This window comes from Paraburkholderia dioscoreae, from assembly GCF_902459535.1.
Lineage (GTDB): Bacteria > Pseudomonadota > Gammaproteobacteria > Burkholderiales > Burkholderiaceae > Paraburkholderia > Paraburkholderia dioscoreae.
On record NZ_LR699553.1, the window covers coordinates 1,026,557 to 1,041,019 of the forward strand.

Genomic DNA, 14,463 nt, shown 5'->3' on the forward strand with positions numbered 1-14,463 from the left:
GCTTCGCTTTGCGAAAAGAGGTTTAACTGCCGAGAGGCAAGCCACAGCGGCTTGCCTCTTTGCATTTGTGCAGCCGATTTCGGCGCTGAGGTTCGCAAGTGCTCTTCCGCCGGCAAACCCTGCGCCAGCGGGGCCCTGCTGTGCAGCACAGAACAGCGCCTCGTTCATTCCGACGCTGCGGATTTGTACCAGAAAAGCGCAAAGTCCTTTCCGGAAAGCAGCATGAAGCTGCGGCATGCCACTGCATCGACGAGTTCGGGCTAGCCGATTTTGCTGCACCGAAACATGGGTGAACGCGCCGAAATACCCTATAGACGCGACCTGACATCAACGCCCTTGCAAATTAATGGTGCGTCGCATCATGTGTATCCGGACACGACATCAGGTCTCGCAGTTCGGGACGCATGGCGTTAACCCTATCAAGACAGCGGCGCATTTCGGCCATATTCTTTGGATACAGAGTTCGGAACACGAAACTCCGAGTCCGGCGTTCAGAGATGAACAGCCTGGCCGAGCGTCCCTATCAATCACTGGAGGAAATCAGACATGAGCGTCAAGTCAGACAAGATGGATGAGCAGAAGCGCACGGGTGGCTCCGCCCCGGTCGCAAAGAAGCTGATCCCTTTCGGCGGGTACTACACGAACAAGGTGCCTGAGCACGACCCCGAACTGACCGAAACCGGTCCGGGCACCCCGATGGGCGAGTTCATGCGCCGCTTCTGGCACCCGGTGTGCATGTCTCTGGAGCTCACCGATACGCCGCGCTTCCTCAAAATCCTGAACGAAGAACTCGTGGCGTTCCGGGATAAAAGCGGCCGGGTCGGTGTGCTGCATGCACATTGCGTGCACCGCGGTGCGTCGCTCGAATATGGTGCGATTCAGGAGCACGGCATCATGTGCTGCTACCACGGCATGGTCTTCGACGTGGACGGCACCTGCCTTCACGTTCCTTTCCCGAAGGGCGAGGAGAAAGAGGCCGAAAAGTTCGCCTGTTCGATTCGTCAGGGCGCTTACAAGGCAGTCGAACGCAACGGCCTGGTGTTCGCCTACATGGGTCCGCCGGATGACGAGCCGCCTTTCCCCGAGTGGGAAGGCGATTTCACGGTAGCGGAGGGTGACGAGCTGGTCGCATACAGCAACTTCCAGCACTGCAACTGGCTACAGGTACAGGACAACGCGGCCGACAACTACCATCCGACGGCGTTGCATTCCGGCAAGAATGTGGTGGATGGTCACTATCAGGGCACGACGTTTGACGAAGTCGGCGCGGCGTCGATGGAAGTCGCTCCCGACATGAATTTTGTCCCGGTTCAGGGCGGTCGCAGCCTCGCTTGTGCGGGCGCTCGTCGCGTCGACAAAGACAAGCTTTTCGTGCGCGTTCAGCATCAGGTGCTGCCGAACCTGAGCCTGCATGCCTATACGTCCGAAGACGGTTCGAAGAAAAAGCTCTTCAGCCGATTCCACATCATCCGCTGGACAGTCCCTGTTGACGACGAAAACAGCAAGATGATCGGCTGGCGTGTAATGGGCCCGGGCATCGACACCCGTGGTATCGGCAACAAGGAACTGGTCGGGTACGAGACCATCGACTTTCTCGAAGGCCAGGTGGCGATGCGCCGTCCTGAGCGCTTTGGCAAATACAAGCTCGAAGACCTGCCGCCCATCCCGCCGAATCACCGGGAGCGCGCAACCTATAAGGACGCGCAATACGCGCCTGGCGACTATGAGGCCATCATCAGCCAGCGGCCTATCGCTGTCCATTCGCTTGAAAACCCGACCAAGTTCGACGCCGGCCTTTATCAGTTCCGCAAGATGTTGCGCGACGCAGTGCGGGGCACGAACGCGGCGGCATCCGCTCACGGGTTCGCCGAGTGGTTCCGCGAACTCGGCGGCGCGCCCAACAGCTATTGCACCGGCAACGTGTTCGAAATTGCTGAAGGCGAAACGGTCGAGGATGAAGTCGCCCGTCGCCGGAAAGTCCTGAAAACCGTCGTCGCAATTCTCACCGAGAGCGACACCCTCAAGGGCACCGCACGCGCCGAATTCGTGCGCGGGAAATTTGAAGAGCTCGAACAGTCGCTGAAGAGCTGAAGCATTGCGTCTTTTGTACGGGATTGATCAGACACTAGCTGCGCCTGGCCGCTCCGTTGTTGAGCGGCCAGGCGCCAGCCAGGAAGGGAGATGACGATGGAAACCTCACTGGAAACGGAAGAGGCCGTTCAGGATATCGAAGCAGGCACGCTGGATGTACGTGTGAAGCAGGTACGGTACGAAGGGAAAGGTATCAACTCGTATGAGTTGACGAGCCCCGGAGGCGAGAAGCTTCCGCCGTTCGAAGCCGGTTCGCACATCGACGTCCATCTGAAGAACGGCGTTATCCGTCAGTATTCACTGTGCAACCCGCCAGCCGAGCGTCACCGCTATGTCATTGCGGTTTTGAAAGACGAAGCCGGACGCGGTGGTTCACGCTCCATGCATGACGACGTAGCAGCAGGGGATATTGTCACCATCAGCCGGCCGCGGAATCACTTTTCGCTGGACGGCAATGCGAAGAAAGTCATTCTGATTGCCGGCGGCATTGGTGTGACGCCGCTCAAGGCGATGGCGCACGAGCTCGAAGCGCATCACGTCGACTTTGAAATGCACTACTGCGCACGAAGTCGCGAAGCGGCAGCATTCAGCGAAGAGCTCGCAACCATGCTGAGCACCGGCAAGTTGCACTATCACTTCGACGACGGCGAAAAACGCAACCAGCTAGATCTGGCGAAGCTGCTGTCGCAGCCTTCTTCTGGAACGCACGTCTATTACTGCGGACCCTCCGGCTTCATGAAGGCATGTGCGGATGCGGCTAGCCATTGGCCCAAAGGCACAGTGCATTTCGAGCACTTCAAGGCGCCCGAGCAGCCGAGGCGTGCACCTGCCAGCGTGGAATCCGCGGATGGTTGCGACGTCACCATTGCAAGCACCGGTCAGGTCATACATGTTGGAGCGGACCAGAGCCTCGCTGAAGCGCTGAATGCAGTTGGGGTCGAAGTTCCGACTTCATGTTGCGCCGGCTTGTGCGCGACGTGCAAGGTTCGCTATCGGGATGGCGAAGTCGAGCACAACGACTTCATTCTCAGCGAAGAAGAACGGCAGGAATACCTCACTGCGTGCGTATCACGGCCGGTAAGCAAAACACTCGTGCTCGACCTTTAAGAGGCGATAGCTAGTTGGATTAACGGGGCCGCCCGCCGTATCGAGGCGACTTCTTCTTCGCGTACTTACGCAGCAGCGCCCTTGGCGCAAACCTCTGGAAACAGCATGAAAGTTTATTACGATAAGGATGCCGACCTTTCTCTTTTGAAAAGCAAAAGCGTTGCGGTCATCGGTTACGGCTCGCAGGGCCACGCACATGCCCTGAACCTGAAGGACAGCGGCATTGACGTAAGCGTCGGTCTGCGCAAGGGTGCTTCATGGACCAAGGCGGAGAACGCCGGCCTGCGCGTCAAGACGGTAGCGGATGCCGTAAAAGAGGCCGACGTCATCATGATGCTGCTTCCCGATGAACGCATTGCAGATGTGTATCGCGAAGAAGTGGAGCCGAACGCCCGGAAAGGCGCGGTCCTGGGCTTTGCACACGGCTTCAACATTCACTACGGTCAGGTCGCCCCCCGCCTCGACCTCGACGTGATGATGGTCGCGCCGAAGGCACCAGGCCATACCGTGCGCAGCACCTTTGTGTCGGGCGGTGGTGTGCCTCATCTCATCGCGGTTGCGCAGAATCCGTCAGGCTCTGTTCGCGAAGTCGCGCTCGCCTACGCTGCAGCGATTGGCGGTGGGCGTGCGGGCATCATCGAAACCAGCTTCCTCGAAGAGACAGAAACGGATCTCTTCGGTGAACAGGCGGTACTCTGCGGCGGTCTTGTCGACCTCATCAAGACTGGATTCGAAGTGTTGGTTGAAGCCGGCTACGCGCCGGAGATGGCCTACTTCGAATGTTTGCATGAAGTAAAGCTCATCGTGGACCTCATTTACGAGGGCGGTATTGCCAACATGAACTACGGCATCTCGAACAACGCCGAGTTCGGGGAATATCAAACCGGTCCGCGAATCATCACCGAATCGACGAAGCAGGCCATGAAGTCGGTGCTGCATGACATTCAGACCGGTGAGTACGCAAAGAGCTTCATCCTCGAGAACAAAGCCGGCGCGCCGACGCTGCAGGCTCGCCGTCGCCTGAGCGCCAATCACGAGATCGAAATCGTTGGGGCGAAACTTCGCGCCATGATGCCCTGGATTAGCAAAGGCGCTTTGGTCGACCGCTCGAAGAACTGAGTTCCCAGCGAAGCAGGCATGGGCATATCGCCGGATAAATCCATGCCGTCGTCAAGGAAAGTGAAACCATGACATCGAAACTGCTCAAGATTCAACCGCGGCCCGATTACGTAGAGGAAGTCTATGAGGTACTCCTCGGCGCAATCTGCGATGGCTCTCTCGCACCCGGAACACGCCTGACGCAGGAAGACATTGCGGAGCAGCTCTCCGTGTCGCGCTCGCCGGTGTTGCAGGCGCTGCGACTGCTCAAGAAAGACGGACTTGTGCAGGATGCTCCCGGCCGTGGTCTGCTTGTCGCACCCCTGGAAGCATCGGCACTCGCCGACCTTTACGAAATTCGCGGAGCTCTGGATAGGCTCGCGGCCGGGCTCGCTGCCGGCGCCGGCGCGCGGCTCGACCCGAAACTCATTGAGCGCGGCCGCAAGGCAGCGCAGACGGGCAACGTTCACGCGATGATCGACGCGGATATGGAGTTTCACTTTGCCGTCTACGCCGCTTCTGGAAATCGTCTGATTGCGCAGACGGCACATGGTCACTGGGTGCATATCCGGCGCGTCATGGGTGCTGTACTGCAGGCGCCCGGTCAGCGCCCGTCAATCTGGGACGAGCATGCGGCAATCGCCAACGCCATAGAAGCGGGGGATTGCGCACTAGCGGAACGTCTCTCGGGCGGGCATGCGAAACATGCAAGCCAGTTGGTCGCCGGTCAGTTCGATGCATTGCTCGGTGTTCTCAATTTATCGGCCGAAGCGAATGAGTCGGTCGCCTGATGTTTGTATTGCAGGTCATGCCGGCGGTGATGGTTACATCGCCGGGTTTCAGTGGGAACAGTGTCGGAAGCAACGCGACTGGTACCCACGTACTTCATAAGTTCCCGTTCAATACGTAGGAGAATTAGACATGTCTACTGCCGTTGCAGAATCCAGAGAAGAATCGATTGTCAAGCCGGGCAAGGTCTCGATTTACCAGCCGGACCAGGAAGGGCTGATTTTTCCGGAAGTTCCACAGTTCACGTCTGTGCAGGCGCACCGCCAGCATCTGAAGGAACGCCTGGTTGCTGCATGCCGCGCGTTCGCGTTACAGGGTTTCGACTACGGATTCGCAGGTCACCTGACCATCCGTGACCCCGAAAATCCTGGCCTTTACTGGACAAACCCGATGTGTGTGCATTTCGCACAGGTCAAGCTCTCGAATCTCATCTGCGCGGACCACAAGGGTAATGTCGTCGAGGGCAACTACGCCATCAACCGTGCCGGCTTCGTGCTGCACGCCGCGGTACATGAGCAGCATCAGGACATCGTCGCGATGTGCCATGCCCACACGACCTACGGAACCGCGTTCTCCTCGCTGGGTAAGCCGCTCGCGCCCATCTCGCAGGACGCGGCAGCGTTCTATGAGGACCACGTCGTTATCGGCGATGAAGCGGGCAAAGTGGCGGTCGAAGTCAAGGGCGGCAATAAGGTTGCCAACGCATTCGCCGGAGTCAAAGCCGCCATCCACCAGAACCACGGCTTGTTGACCGCCAGCCGTCACAGCATCGACTCGGCCGCGTTCTGGTTCATCGCGTTGGAGCGCTGCTGCCAGCAGCAACTGATGATCGAAGCCACGGGTATTACGCCGAAGGAAGTCACGCCGGACCGTGCGCGGTACAGCCGTGAGCACGTGGGTAGCGAATACATTGGCTGGCTTCACTTCCAGACCATCTGGAATGACCTCGTAGCCACGCAGCCGGACATGTTCGACTAAACGCGGTCACGAACGCATACCTGCGGCGGTATTTCCTCGGATACCGCCGCAGGCCACAACCGGTGGGCACTAGAAGAAAAGCAACCACCGTCATCGGAAGGCCCCTCAGGAGACAACAATGAGTTCCCACAGTCCGGCCGTATATCTGGAAGAGAGTGAGTCATCCGCGTTTGCAAAAGCCGCCTGGCGCCTTATTCCATTCCTCTTTCTATGCTATCTGTCCGCCTACCTGGACCGCATCAACGTTGCCTTTGCGAAGTTGCAGATGCTCAACGACCTCGGGCTCAGCGAGGCGGTTTATGGATTTGGCGCCAGCGTGTTTTTCGTCGGTTATCTGCTTTTCGAGGTGCCGAGTAATCTGATACTCATGCGTGTAGGTCCGCGACGGTGGATCGCGCGCATCATGGTTACATGGGGTATCGTCTCGGTCGGCATGATGTTCGTGAAGACGCCCACGACCTTCTACATCATGCGGTTTCTGCTCGGTGTCGCCGAGGCAGGCTTTTTCCCCGCAATTGTCCTCTACCTCACCTACTGGTTTCCGTCTTCGCGGCGCTCAAAGGTTACCGCGCTTTTCATGACCGGCATTCCGATGTCCGGCGTTATCGGCGGTCCTCTGTCCGGCTGGTTGATGACGGCCCTCGGAGGGGCTCATGGTCTGGCAGGCTGGCAATGGCTGTTCCTGGTAGAAGGCGTGCCGACGGTCGTGCTCGGCGTGGCTGCATATTTCTATCTGGACGACAAGGTACAGGATGCGAAATGGCTCACCGACGCCCAGAAAGCCATCATTGAGCGCAAGCTCGTTGATGAGAGGCCCGAGGGCCTTCTGCACTCGGTCAAGGACGGTCTTCTCAATCCCAAGATTCTCCTTGTCAGCGCCATCTACTTTTTCTATACCATGGGCCTTTACGGGGTCAGCTTCTGGCTGCCTTCGCTCATCAAATCGAGCGGCGTGGCCGACCCCTTGCACGTCGGGCTGCTGACGGCCATTCCCTATGCGGTCGGTGCGGTCGCCATGGTGCTCGTCAGCCAGAGCTCGGACCGGATGGGCGAGCGCCGCTGGCACCTGATCGTGCCGGGTTTCGTCGGCGCCTTTGGTCTTGCGATGAGCGTGTGGTTTTCCAACTCGACGGTGCCGGCGATGATTGCGCTGACCATCGGAACGATGGGTGTGATGACAACCATCTCGCAGTTCTGGGTGCTTCCTCCGGCATTCCTTGGCGGAGCCGCTGCCGCTGCGGGGCTGGCATTTGCCAACTCGGTAGGCAGCATCTCGGGCGTGGTCAGTCCGTCGCTGATCGGTCTGGTCAAGACCGCTACGGGATCGGCGGGCGCGGGCGTGTTGGCACTTTCAGTCAGCCTCGTCATTGCGGGCGTGCTGGTGCTATTTGTGCCTCCGACGCTGGTTAACCGTCGTCGCTAGGTGAGCGCTTGTGTGTAAGCGCCGCCGCAGGCTCTGGATCCTGCGGCGGTCGCGACGCCAGAAGGGGAGCAAAAACGCTCAGCGTACCGAGCGTTTCGGCGTGTCCGTTTCCACGATGGTTTGGCTCATGTGGCGAACGAGGTTCTCGCGGGCGACTTCGGTGTGCTGGAGACTGAGCTTTGCAGCGAGCTCTTCATCTCCCTGGGCAATCGCGTCAGCTATTGCCGCGTGTTCGTCCCAGACGGACTTGCGCTGGCCGGTCACCTGGTGAACGGCCCCCATTACACGCCGCAGGTGCATCCAGTGCAAACGTGCGCTGTCGACAATGAGCGGATTGCCCGACGCCGTGTAAATGGCGGTGTGGAATGCCATGTCGGCCTCGATCATCGCCCGGACGTCTTCACCTTTTGACAGCTTTCGCCCGGTCGCCACCAGTGCCTTGTCTATCTTGACCTTCTTGCGCGCGGCCAGGCGAGCGGCGAGACTATCCAGCGCGCCGCGCAGTTCATAGAGATGGCCGATGCGCGTCGCGTCGAGCGGTGTGACCTGCAATCCGCGGCCGGGCGCATCTTCCACCAGTCCGTCTTTTTTCAAAAGGCGGAAGGCCTGCAGAACGGGCGAACGGGAGACAGCCAACTGCTCGGCGATTTCCTCCTGGACGATCCGGGTTCCAGGCGCGATCGAACCCTCGCTGATGGCATCGAGCAGGACTCGGTAGACTTCATCGACGTAATCTGTACGTGCCTGGATTTTCAGGAGTTTTGCTGGCATGGCTACGGTAGCTGTGGATACAGAATACTAATAGCTTACCAGCATTGATTAAGGCTGTTCAGGTCGGCGCTTCGCCTGCATGACGTGGCGCAAGCCTTTGATGATTCGCGGTGGAGGCGAAGGCCCACGGAAAGGAAGGGAGCGGCGGCGGCGTTTTTCGGCAGGAAGCAGCGGTGCTACGCCGGAACAGTCAGTTTTTGCCCGACAGACTGGCGAGCCAGATTGGGGAACTGGCATGCCGGTCGATGTAGAGCCGGTTCAGCTCAGGGATGTCTGTTGCAAATGTCTTTTCCAGCGCCTTGCGCCCGATTTCTGCGCCCCGGCCGGTTTCCGCCTGCACGAGAATGACGACGGACTTTGCGGCGAAGCGCTGTGCTTCCTCAGTCGCGAACGCTGCATCTTCCGCAAGGCGTTCTGAATCGCAATCTTGAGCGTTGCGAATCGCAATGGAAACCAGCCCTGATGAAGCACGCGCGAGAATCCATCCCGAAGAAGGGCGGCGATGTTCGCGCGGCGCGGTCGGCACTCCAATGAGGCCGACGATATCGGCAAATTGCGGATATTTCGCGAAAACGTCCCGAGCGGCCGCGGGAAAGCCCTCGCCGTTCATCCAGACATCCATGATTGATTTCGGTCTGTCCGAGTCGCGAAATGAAAAGCCTGTCTCGCCGATCACGACAGGCGGTGAATTGCCATAGCTTACGGGGCGCGCTATCAGGAAGTCCGCTTCTTTCATGCCGTCTCCGTTCATCATTGTTGAGAAGAGCCGCCGGAGATCCGCCGGCGTTTTTCTGTCACTCTGCGTGCGGAATTCGGAACTCTGTATACAGAAAGAGTACGGGATGTGATGCTGGTGGCCTATCAGTACAAATACTGAGTCGAACGTTTGTGGGGTTTCCCGACTCCCACAACAATTCCGGCAATCGCGATTCTGCGTGCCTGTGAGTTTCGCATCTTGCGTCTTCTCTACCGGTTGTGCTCCGTGAGAAGAACGTGATCGCTTTACAGGTTGTCGCGGTTTGGTGCTCTCGCTATTGCAGCTTTCAACAAGCCTGGTGCGCTTCGATCAGTTGTGCGTCGCGTGCCGTCACAGTTGGAAGATGCTGACGCAGAAACTCGACCCACGTCTTGATTCTGGCGTCTGTGTATCTTCTGGACGGATGAAGCGCGTAGATATTCATCTTCTGGAGCGTGTAGCCGGGAAGTACTCGCACGAGGGTGTGGTTAGATAAACCCTCAAGCGCCGTGTAGATCGGCAATACGCCTATGCCCATACTTGCCCGCGCGGCCATGCCGATTGCCTCAGGCGTGTTCAACTCCACTGCACCGGATACCTTCATCGATTCGCTTCCGTTGTCGCTCTCCAGTAGCCATTCGTAGGCCGGAAAAGCGGGGGAATGCAGAATGAGACATTCGTGACGGGCAAGCTGTTCAGGTGAATCCGGCATGCCGCGTTGATGGACATAGTCTGGCGACGCACACAAGACGCTGAAAGAGGAGCCCAGTAGATGCGAGACGAGGTCCGAATCTGGAAGCGCCGAAGAAGTTGCCACGACGGCAATATCGGTGCTGCCCTTATACAACTCCGGCGCCCGCTGGGATAAGGTGAGCTCTACGGAGACGTTCGGATAGCGTGACCTGTACTCCTTGATGGCGGGCAACACGTAGTACTGCCCGATTCCCGTGAAGCTGTGAACTCGAAGCTTACCCATGGGGCGCGACTGCGCATCACTTGCTTCTTCCTCGGCCATCTCGACGTCCGCCAGAATCTGCTTGCATCTCTGAAGATAGATTTCTCCGGCTGGAGTGAGGGCAACCTTCCGCGTTGACCGGTTGAGCAGTCTCGTTCTAAGCCGTGTTTCCAGTTCCGCGACTGCGCGTGAGATTGCGCCGGGACTTGTATTCAACGTGTTTGCCGCTGCGGTGAACGTGCCCGATTCAACAACGCGTGCAAACACACGCATCTGGTTCAGCGTATCCATTCTTTTCCTTTACTTATTCTCTGGCGCGACGTCGTGTTCGTGAGTGAGGTCGTGTCATCGCCCATCTGCCGCGTTGACTGACTGAGAGACACGCCGACTCTGCTTATGATCGAATCGAGCCCGCTATCGGTCAGCGAGCGGCTCGCATCAAGGTCGTCCAGGAATGTCGCCCGGCCCATTGAGTAGAGGTGGTCGGCGTGACTCGCGGAATCAGCCGCCAATGCGTAAGGCCGTTCGAGCGAGTGCATGCGGTCGATGTTGCCGCTATAACCGGCAACGCCGCATTGAACATCTTTCAGCGCATCAAGAACCACTCCATCGAATCGGGCCAGCGCTTCTGACTGGCAGGCCCACGTGCCCGCGCACGCACCGTTCGCACGGAAGTCCAGCTTATCATGGGAGCCATGTTCCAACGCTTCGTCGCCCCTTCGCCGAGGTCTTCCGTCGCGCCTGTCATGCCTGTGAACGCACCGAGAATCGCATTCGGATATAGGGCACCTATTCGAACGCCGATTCGGGCAGTAGCCGTCGCGAGGTTGCACTCCCTGCCGCTTGAGCACCGCCGCTCCATCGACACCACATAGACACAGCGCATCGAGAGGATGAACCGAATGCATTTTTATATCTAGGTGTAAACCCTTATCATTGGGCTCCCCGCCGCGCTGACATTCCGCCGGCTATCCAGAGGCGCTGACGCGGCGCCAATCCGCGTTCCAAGGAGCACACCGTCCGGATGCTGAATCGCAAGTCCAACCCGTCGTCGTCTTCTTCGCAGCGCTGGTCGAACTGGCTGTATGCCGTCGCCAATGCGATTTACCGCCAGCGGCCGGTATGGATGGTGTCGTTTTCGGCGAGCGAGGCCAGTCTGTCGGAAGGTTTGCGGGCGGCGTGCGCATCGACGGCCATGCTTGCGCTCGGCAATGTGCTGCACGAACCGACCTTCGCGTGGGCGGCGATCGGCGCCTTCTGGACCTGTCTCGCCGACGCCGCCGGTTCCAACCGCGCCCGCTTCGCGTCGATGATGGGCTTCGCCGTGTTGTCCACGCTATGCGGCGGCTTGACGGCTTTCGCCTCCGCAGCCGGGACCGTGTTCGCCGCGCTTGCGTTGCTGGTCTTCACGAGTCTGGGCGCGTTCGGCCGGATCTGGGGCGCCGCCACTGCACAGGTGACGATTCTCGTCGCCACCGCATGCGTCGTGATGGTCGACCGGCCAATGCACGATGTTCGGCAAGGCATGGCGTTTCTCGGCGTCTACCTGATCGGCTGCCTGTTTGCCGTGGCGCTGAGTCTGACGGTCTGGCGCATTCACCCGTTCAGTACGAGCCGCTCGACGCTGCGCGCTGTGTACCTGCGTCTGGCCGACATCGCGTTGGATAGCGCGCGGCTGCTGGAGCGGCGCGCGGCCCGCGGTGAGTGGGCCACGCATGCCGCGAAATTTCGCGCCGACGCCCGCGCCGCGCTGGAACGCTCGCGCAAGGTGCTGGCGCGGGTGCCGGCGTCGAGAACGGGTGGCCGTGAAACTTACGACACGCTGCTCGGCTTGCTGACCGACAGCGAAGCGTTGTTCGCGTATCTGATCGCCGTCTCCGGCGCATGCGAACGAGCACCGGACGACGCATGGCGCGCAAAACGCGCAGTCCGGTTGCTGACGGCCACGGGCGACGTGCTGCGTGGCATCGGCGCGGCAGTCAATGACGGACAGTGGGCGCGTCTTACCGATTTGCAATTGCGCTTGCGGCGTTTTGCCAGGCGGCTCGAAAGCGCCTTGATGGAACCCGTGAAGCTGAAGTCCGATTTCGAACTGGTCGACTTCACGCCGGTGTATGCGCAGCCGGAAAGCTGGCGTGATAGCGCGACGCGGCTTTTCACGCGCATCTGGGCCACGCTCAAGGCCAATCTGTCGGCCGACTCGGTCGGCTTGCGGCATGCGGCCCGCGTCGGCGTGACGACCACGGCGGGCTTTCTCGTGATTCGCGCGCTCGGGCTGCCGTTCGGCTACTGGGCCACGATGGCGACGCTGTTGATCTTGCAACCGTCGATTGCCGCTACGTGGCCGCGCAGTATCGAACGGGCCGCGGGCAGCATTGTCGGCGGCGTGCTGGCGGCGGGTATCGGCTACGCGATCCATTCGCCGCTCGGCATTTCCCTCGCGGTGTTTCCGCTGGTGATGGCGACCATGGCGCTGCGTCCGGTCAGCTACAGCCTGTTCGTGCTGTTCCTCACGCCGACCTTCGTGCTGGTCGCCGACTTCGCGACGCCGGGCGCCAGCGAATTCGCCTATGCGATCACGCGGCTCGGCAACAATGTGCTCGGCTGCGTATTGGCGCTGCTGGCCACGTTCTATCTGTGGCCGACGCGCGAAAAGATCGACTACCGCGCGTATCTGGGCGAGGCGGTGCGCGCCAATCTCGCGTATCTGCGAGCCGCGCTGGAGTCGCCCCGTCGCAGCGAGAAGGACATGGAGCGCTTGCGCCGGGCCGCCGGTCTGGGCAGCAATAACGCGGAGGAAGCCATCGGCCGGATGCGCCTCGAAAAGCTCGAGGACTCGATGGTCGATACCGTGACGCTGACGGTGCTGAGCGTATTGCGCAGAATGGCCGGCACCGCGACGCAACTGCGTCTGAGCACGAACCGGCGCGATATGCACGATGAGCTCGGCGCCTGGATCGCGACCGTGAGCGCGGACATCGACGCCGCGTTGAATCGGACCTTGCGGCCGGTTCGCCACGCGCTGCCCGCACGCGACGGGCTGACTTCGCTGGAGGCGGATGCGGTGGGCGAGCTTGCGCTGATGCATCGGCTGCTCAATGAGCGGATGCGGGAGGCGAGGGGATAGTAACGCGGCGCGAGGAAGAGCGACGACGAAGCTGAAGCCGTTTCAGGTCGCGCGGGTGGCTTCTTGAGTCTGCCCGGCTTCGATCGCTTCGTGCTGAGGCTGAGGTTCCGGGTCAGGCTCGGGCTCCGGCTCCGGCATGACCGACTCCAGCGTGCGAAAGCCCGCCGCCAGCGCCCGCTTCTCAGACGGCGACAGCCGCTTGACCCAATACTCCGCGCGCGACGCGCTCGACCGATCCGCCAGTTCGAACGACGCCAGCACCTGCACCGGCTTGCGCGAACGCGTATAACGCGCGCCCTCGCCACTCACGTGTTTGTCGAAGCGCGCCTGCACGTCGACGGCAATGCCCGTATAGACGCTGCCGTCCGAGCATTCGAGCAGATAGAGAAACCACGCCATCGGTGCGCTTCAGCCTTTAAACGGATTGTGTTCGCGCAGTTCATCCACATACGCGTGGATGCTGTTCTTTTCGTTGTCGAGAAAATGGCCGACCGCGTCTGCGAAAGCAGGATGCGCGAGCCAGTGCGCCGAGCGCGTCACCGTGGGCAGGAAGCCGCGCGCCATCTTGTGTTCGCCCTGGGCGCCGCCTTCGAACGCGCCGAGCTTTTCTTCGATGCAGAATTCGAGCGGCTGGTAGTACGCGGTTTCGAAGTGCAGGCACGGCACGTGTTCCAGCGCGCCCCAGTAGCGGCCATACAGCGTGCCGCCGGTTTTGGCGTCGCGCTGATACACCACGAGCGAACTGGCGATCGGCTTGCCTTCGTATTCGGCGATCACGAGCAACAGGTTCTCCGGCATCGACGCGCCGATCATGCGGAAGAAATCGAGGTTCAGATACGGACTCGAAAAGTGCTCGCGGTAAGTTTGCCGATAACACTTGCTGAAGAAACGCCAGTCCGCGTCCTGAATGTCCTCGCCGCGAAGCCGGCGCATGGTCACGCCGGCTTCATGCACTTTGCGCCGCTCGGCGCGAATGTTCTTGCGCTTCTTCTGTTCGAGCGTGGAGAGGAAATCGTCGAAGTCGCGATAGCCGTCGTTGAGCCAATGGAACTGCACGCCTTCGCGTTGCATCATGCCCATTTCGGTGAGCGCGTTGGCTTCCGTTTCGGTGGGAAACAGCACATGCAGCGACGACACGTCGGCCTGCTCGGCGAACGCCATCAGCGTGGCCGCCAGATGCCTGAGCGCATGCGTATCCGCCGACAACAACCGGTTGCCTTGCACCGGCGTGAACGGCACCGCGCACAGCAGCTTCGGGTAATACGGCAAGCCGTTGCGCTTGTAGGCGTCGGCCCAAGCCCAGTCGAACACATAGGTACTAGTCAAGAATAGAGCGTTTTGTGTCCAAGTAGGGTTTACGTGCATCTGTATCTAAGCTTTTCGAAGGC

At 60.1% G+C, this 14,463-nt stretch carries 12 protein-coding genes and 1 pseudogene; 7 read left to right on the top strand and 6 right to left on the bottom strand.

Features of this window, described 5'->3' with window-relative positions; genetic code table 11:
* Positions 1–546 precede the first annotated feature (546 nt).
* From PDMSB3_RS04625 to PDMSB3_RS04650, 6 genes are all read left to right on the top strand, one after another.
* Entirely contained in the window at positions 547–2,091 is a 1,545-nt protein-coding gene (locus tag PDMSB3_RS04625; protein ID WP_165185087.1) for a Rieske 2Fe-2S domain-containing protein, read from the top strand.
* 96 nt (positions 2,092–2,187) lie between these two features.
* On the top strand, positions 2,188–3,198 hold the full coding sequence (locus PDMSB3_RS04630) for a PDR/VanB family oxidoreductase (protein WP_165185089.1): 1,011 nt from the start codon (positions 2,188–2,190) through the stop codon (positions 3,196–3,198).
* Between the two features lie 105 nt (positions 3,199–3,303).
* Positions 3,304–4,317, top strand: a complete 1,014-nt coding sequence (gene ilvC / locus PDMSB3_RS04635) for a ketol-acid reductoisomerase (protein ID WP_165185092.1) — start codon at positions 3,304–3,306, stop codon at positions 4,315–4,317.
* A gap of 68 nt (positions 4,318–4,385) precedes the next feature.
* The gene (locus PDMSB3_RS04640; RefSeq protein ID WP_007175833.1) at positions 4,386–5,087 is read left to right on the top strand and encodes a GntR family transcriptional regulator; all 702 of its coding nucleotides are present in this window, start codon (positions 4,386–4,388) and stop codon (positions 5,085–5,087) included.
* Between the two features lie 130 nt (positions 5,088–5,217).
* Positions 5,218–6,063 carry a class II aldolase/adducin family protein gene (locus PDMSB3_RS04645; RefSeq protein WP_007175832.1) on the top strand — a complete coding sequence of 282 codons (846 nt, stop codon included), beginning with the start codon at positions 5,218–5,220 and terminating at the stop codon, positions 6,061–6,063.
* 118 nt (positions 6,064–6,181) lie between these two features.
* Positions 6,182–7,486, top strand: a complete 1,305-nt coding sequence (locus tag PDMSB3_RS04650) for an MFS transporter (protein ID WP_007175831.1) — start codon at positions 6,182–6,184, stop codon at positions 7,484–7,486.
* Positions 7,487–7,564: 78 nt separating this feature from the next.
* Here the strand turns inward: PDMSB3_RS04650 and PDMSB3_RS04655 are convergent, their stop codons facing one another.
* The 4 genes from PDMSB3_RS04655 to PDMSB3_RS04670 all read right to left on the bottom strand — a co-directional run bounded on the left by PDMSB3_RS04655 (position 7,565) and on the right by PDMSB3_RS04670 (position 10,652).
* Positions 7,565–8,257: a GntR family transcriptional regulator gene (locus tag PDMSB3_RS04655; RefSeq protein WP_007175830.1), complete on the bottom strand. Its 693-nt coding sequence runs from the start codon at positions 8,255–8,257 to the stop codon at positions 7,565–7,567.
* Positions 8,258–8,447: 190 nt separating this feature from the next.
* Complete coding sequence (locus PDMSB3_RS04660) at positions 8,448–8,993, bottom strand: hypothetical protein (protein ID WP_007175829.1); 546 nt, start codon at positions 8,991–8,993, stop codon at positions 8,448–8,450.
* Between the two features lie 307 nt (positions 8,994–9,300).
* A complete protein-coding gene (locus PDMSB3_RS04665) occupies positions 9,301–10,239 on the bottom strand; it encodes a LysR family transcriptional regulator (RefSeq protein ID WP_007175828.1) in 939 nt (312 codons plus the stop codon).
* Positions 10,227–10,652, bottom strand: a complete 426-nt coding sequence (locus PDMSB3_RS04670; RefSeq protein WP_035516372.1) for a TolC family protein — start codon at positions 10,650–10,652, stop codon at positions 10,227–10,229. Before PDMSB3_RS04670 ends, PDMSB3_RS04665 begins: the two co-directional genes overlap by 13 nt.
* A 320-nt stretch (positions 10,653–10,972) precedes the next feature.
* On the opposite strand from PDMSB3_RS04670, the gene PDMSB3_RS04675 reads away from it, so the two are divergent.
* Positions 10,973–13,075 carry an FUSC family protein gene (locus PDMSB3_RS04675; protein WP_165185095.1) on the top strand — a complete coding sequence of 701 codons (2,103 nt, stop codon included), beginning with the start codon at positions 10,973–10,975 and terminating at the stop codon, positions 13,073–13,075.
* Between the two features lie 42 nt (positions 13,076–13,117).
* Here PDMSB3_RS04675 and PDMSB3_RS04680 read toward each other — a convergent pair whose 3' ends face one another.
* The gene (locus tag PDMSB3_RS04680) at positions 13,118–13,474 is read right to left on the bottom strand and encodes a GIY-YIG nuclease family protein (RefSeq protein WP_165185098.1); all 357 of its coding nucleotides are present in this window, start codon (positions 13,472–13,474) and stop codon (positions 13,118–13,120) included.
* 9 nt (positions 13,475–13,483) lie between these two features.
* Positions 13,484–14,389 (bottom strand): annotated as a pseudogene (locus tag PDMSB3_RS04685) (GNAT family N-acetyltransferase); the annotation flags it as partial.
* Positions 14,390–14,463 lie beyond the last annotated feature (74 nt).

What these genes read in the sequence shown, in the direction of transcription:
- PDMSB3_RS04630 (WP_165185089.1), top strand. Translation starts at nt 2,188, where the DNA reads ATGGAAACCTCACTGGAAACGGAAGAGGCCGTTCAGGATATCGAAGCA.
- PDMSB3_RS04660 (WP_007175829.1), bottom strand. Translation starts at nt 8,993, where the DNA reads ATGAAAGAAGCGGACTTCCTGATAGCGCGCCCCGTAAGCTATGGCAAT.
- PDMSB3_RS04650 (WP_007175831.1), top strand. Translation starts at nt 6,182, where the DNA reads ATGAGTTCCCACAGTCCGGCCGTATATCTGGAAGAGAGTGAGTCATCC.
- PDMSB3_RS04625 (WP_165185087.1), top strand. Translation starts at nt 547, where the DNA reads ATGAGCGTCAAGTCAGACAAGATGGATGAGCAGAAGCGCACGGGTGGC.
- PDMSB3_RS04680 (WP_165185098.1), bottom strand. Translation starts at nt 13,474, where the DNA reads ATGGCGTGGTTTCTCTATCTGCTCGAATGCTCGGACGGCAGCGTCTAT.
- PDMSB3_RS04655 (WP_007175830.1), bottom strand. Translation starts at nt 8,257, where the DNA reads ATGCCAGCAAAACTCCTGAAAATCCAGGCACGTACAGATTACGTCGAT.
- PDMSB3_RS04675 (WP_165185095.1), top strand. Translation starts at nt 10,973, where the DNA reads ATGCTGAATCGCAAGTCCAACCCGTCGTCGTCTTCTTCGCAGCGCTGG.
- PDMSB3_RS04640 (WP_007175833.1), top strand. Translation starts at nt 4,386, where the DNA reads ATGACATCGAAACTGCTCAAGATTCAACCGCGGCCCGATTACGTAGAG.
- PDMSB3_RS04645 (WP_007175832.1), top strand. Translation starts at nt 5,218, where the DNA reads ATGTCTACTGCCGTTGCAGAATCCAGAGAAGAATCGATTGTCAAGCCG.
- PDMSB3_RS04665 (WP_007175828.1), bottom strand. Translation starts at nt 10,239, where the DNA reads ATGGATACGCTGAACCAGATGCGTGTGTTTGCACGCGTTGTTGAATCG.
- ilvC (WP_165185092.1), top strand. Translation starts at nt 3,304, where the DNA reads ATGAAAGTTTATTACGATAAGGATGCCGACCTTTCTCTTTTGAAAAGC.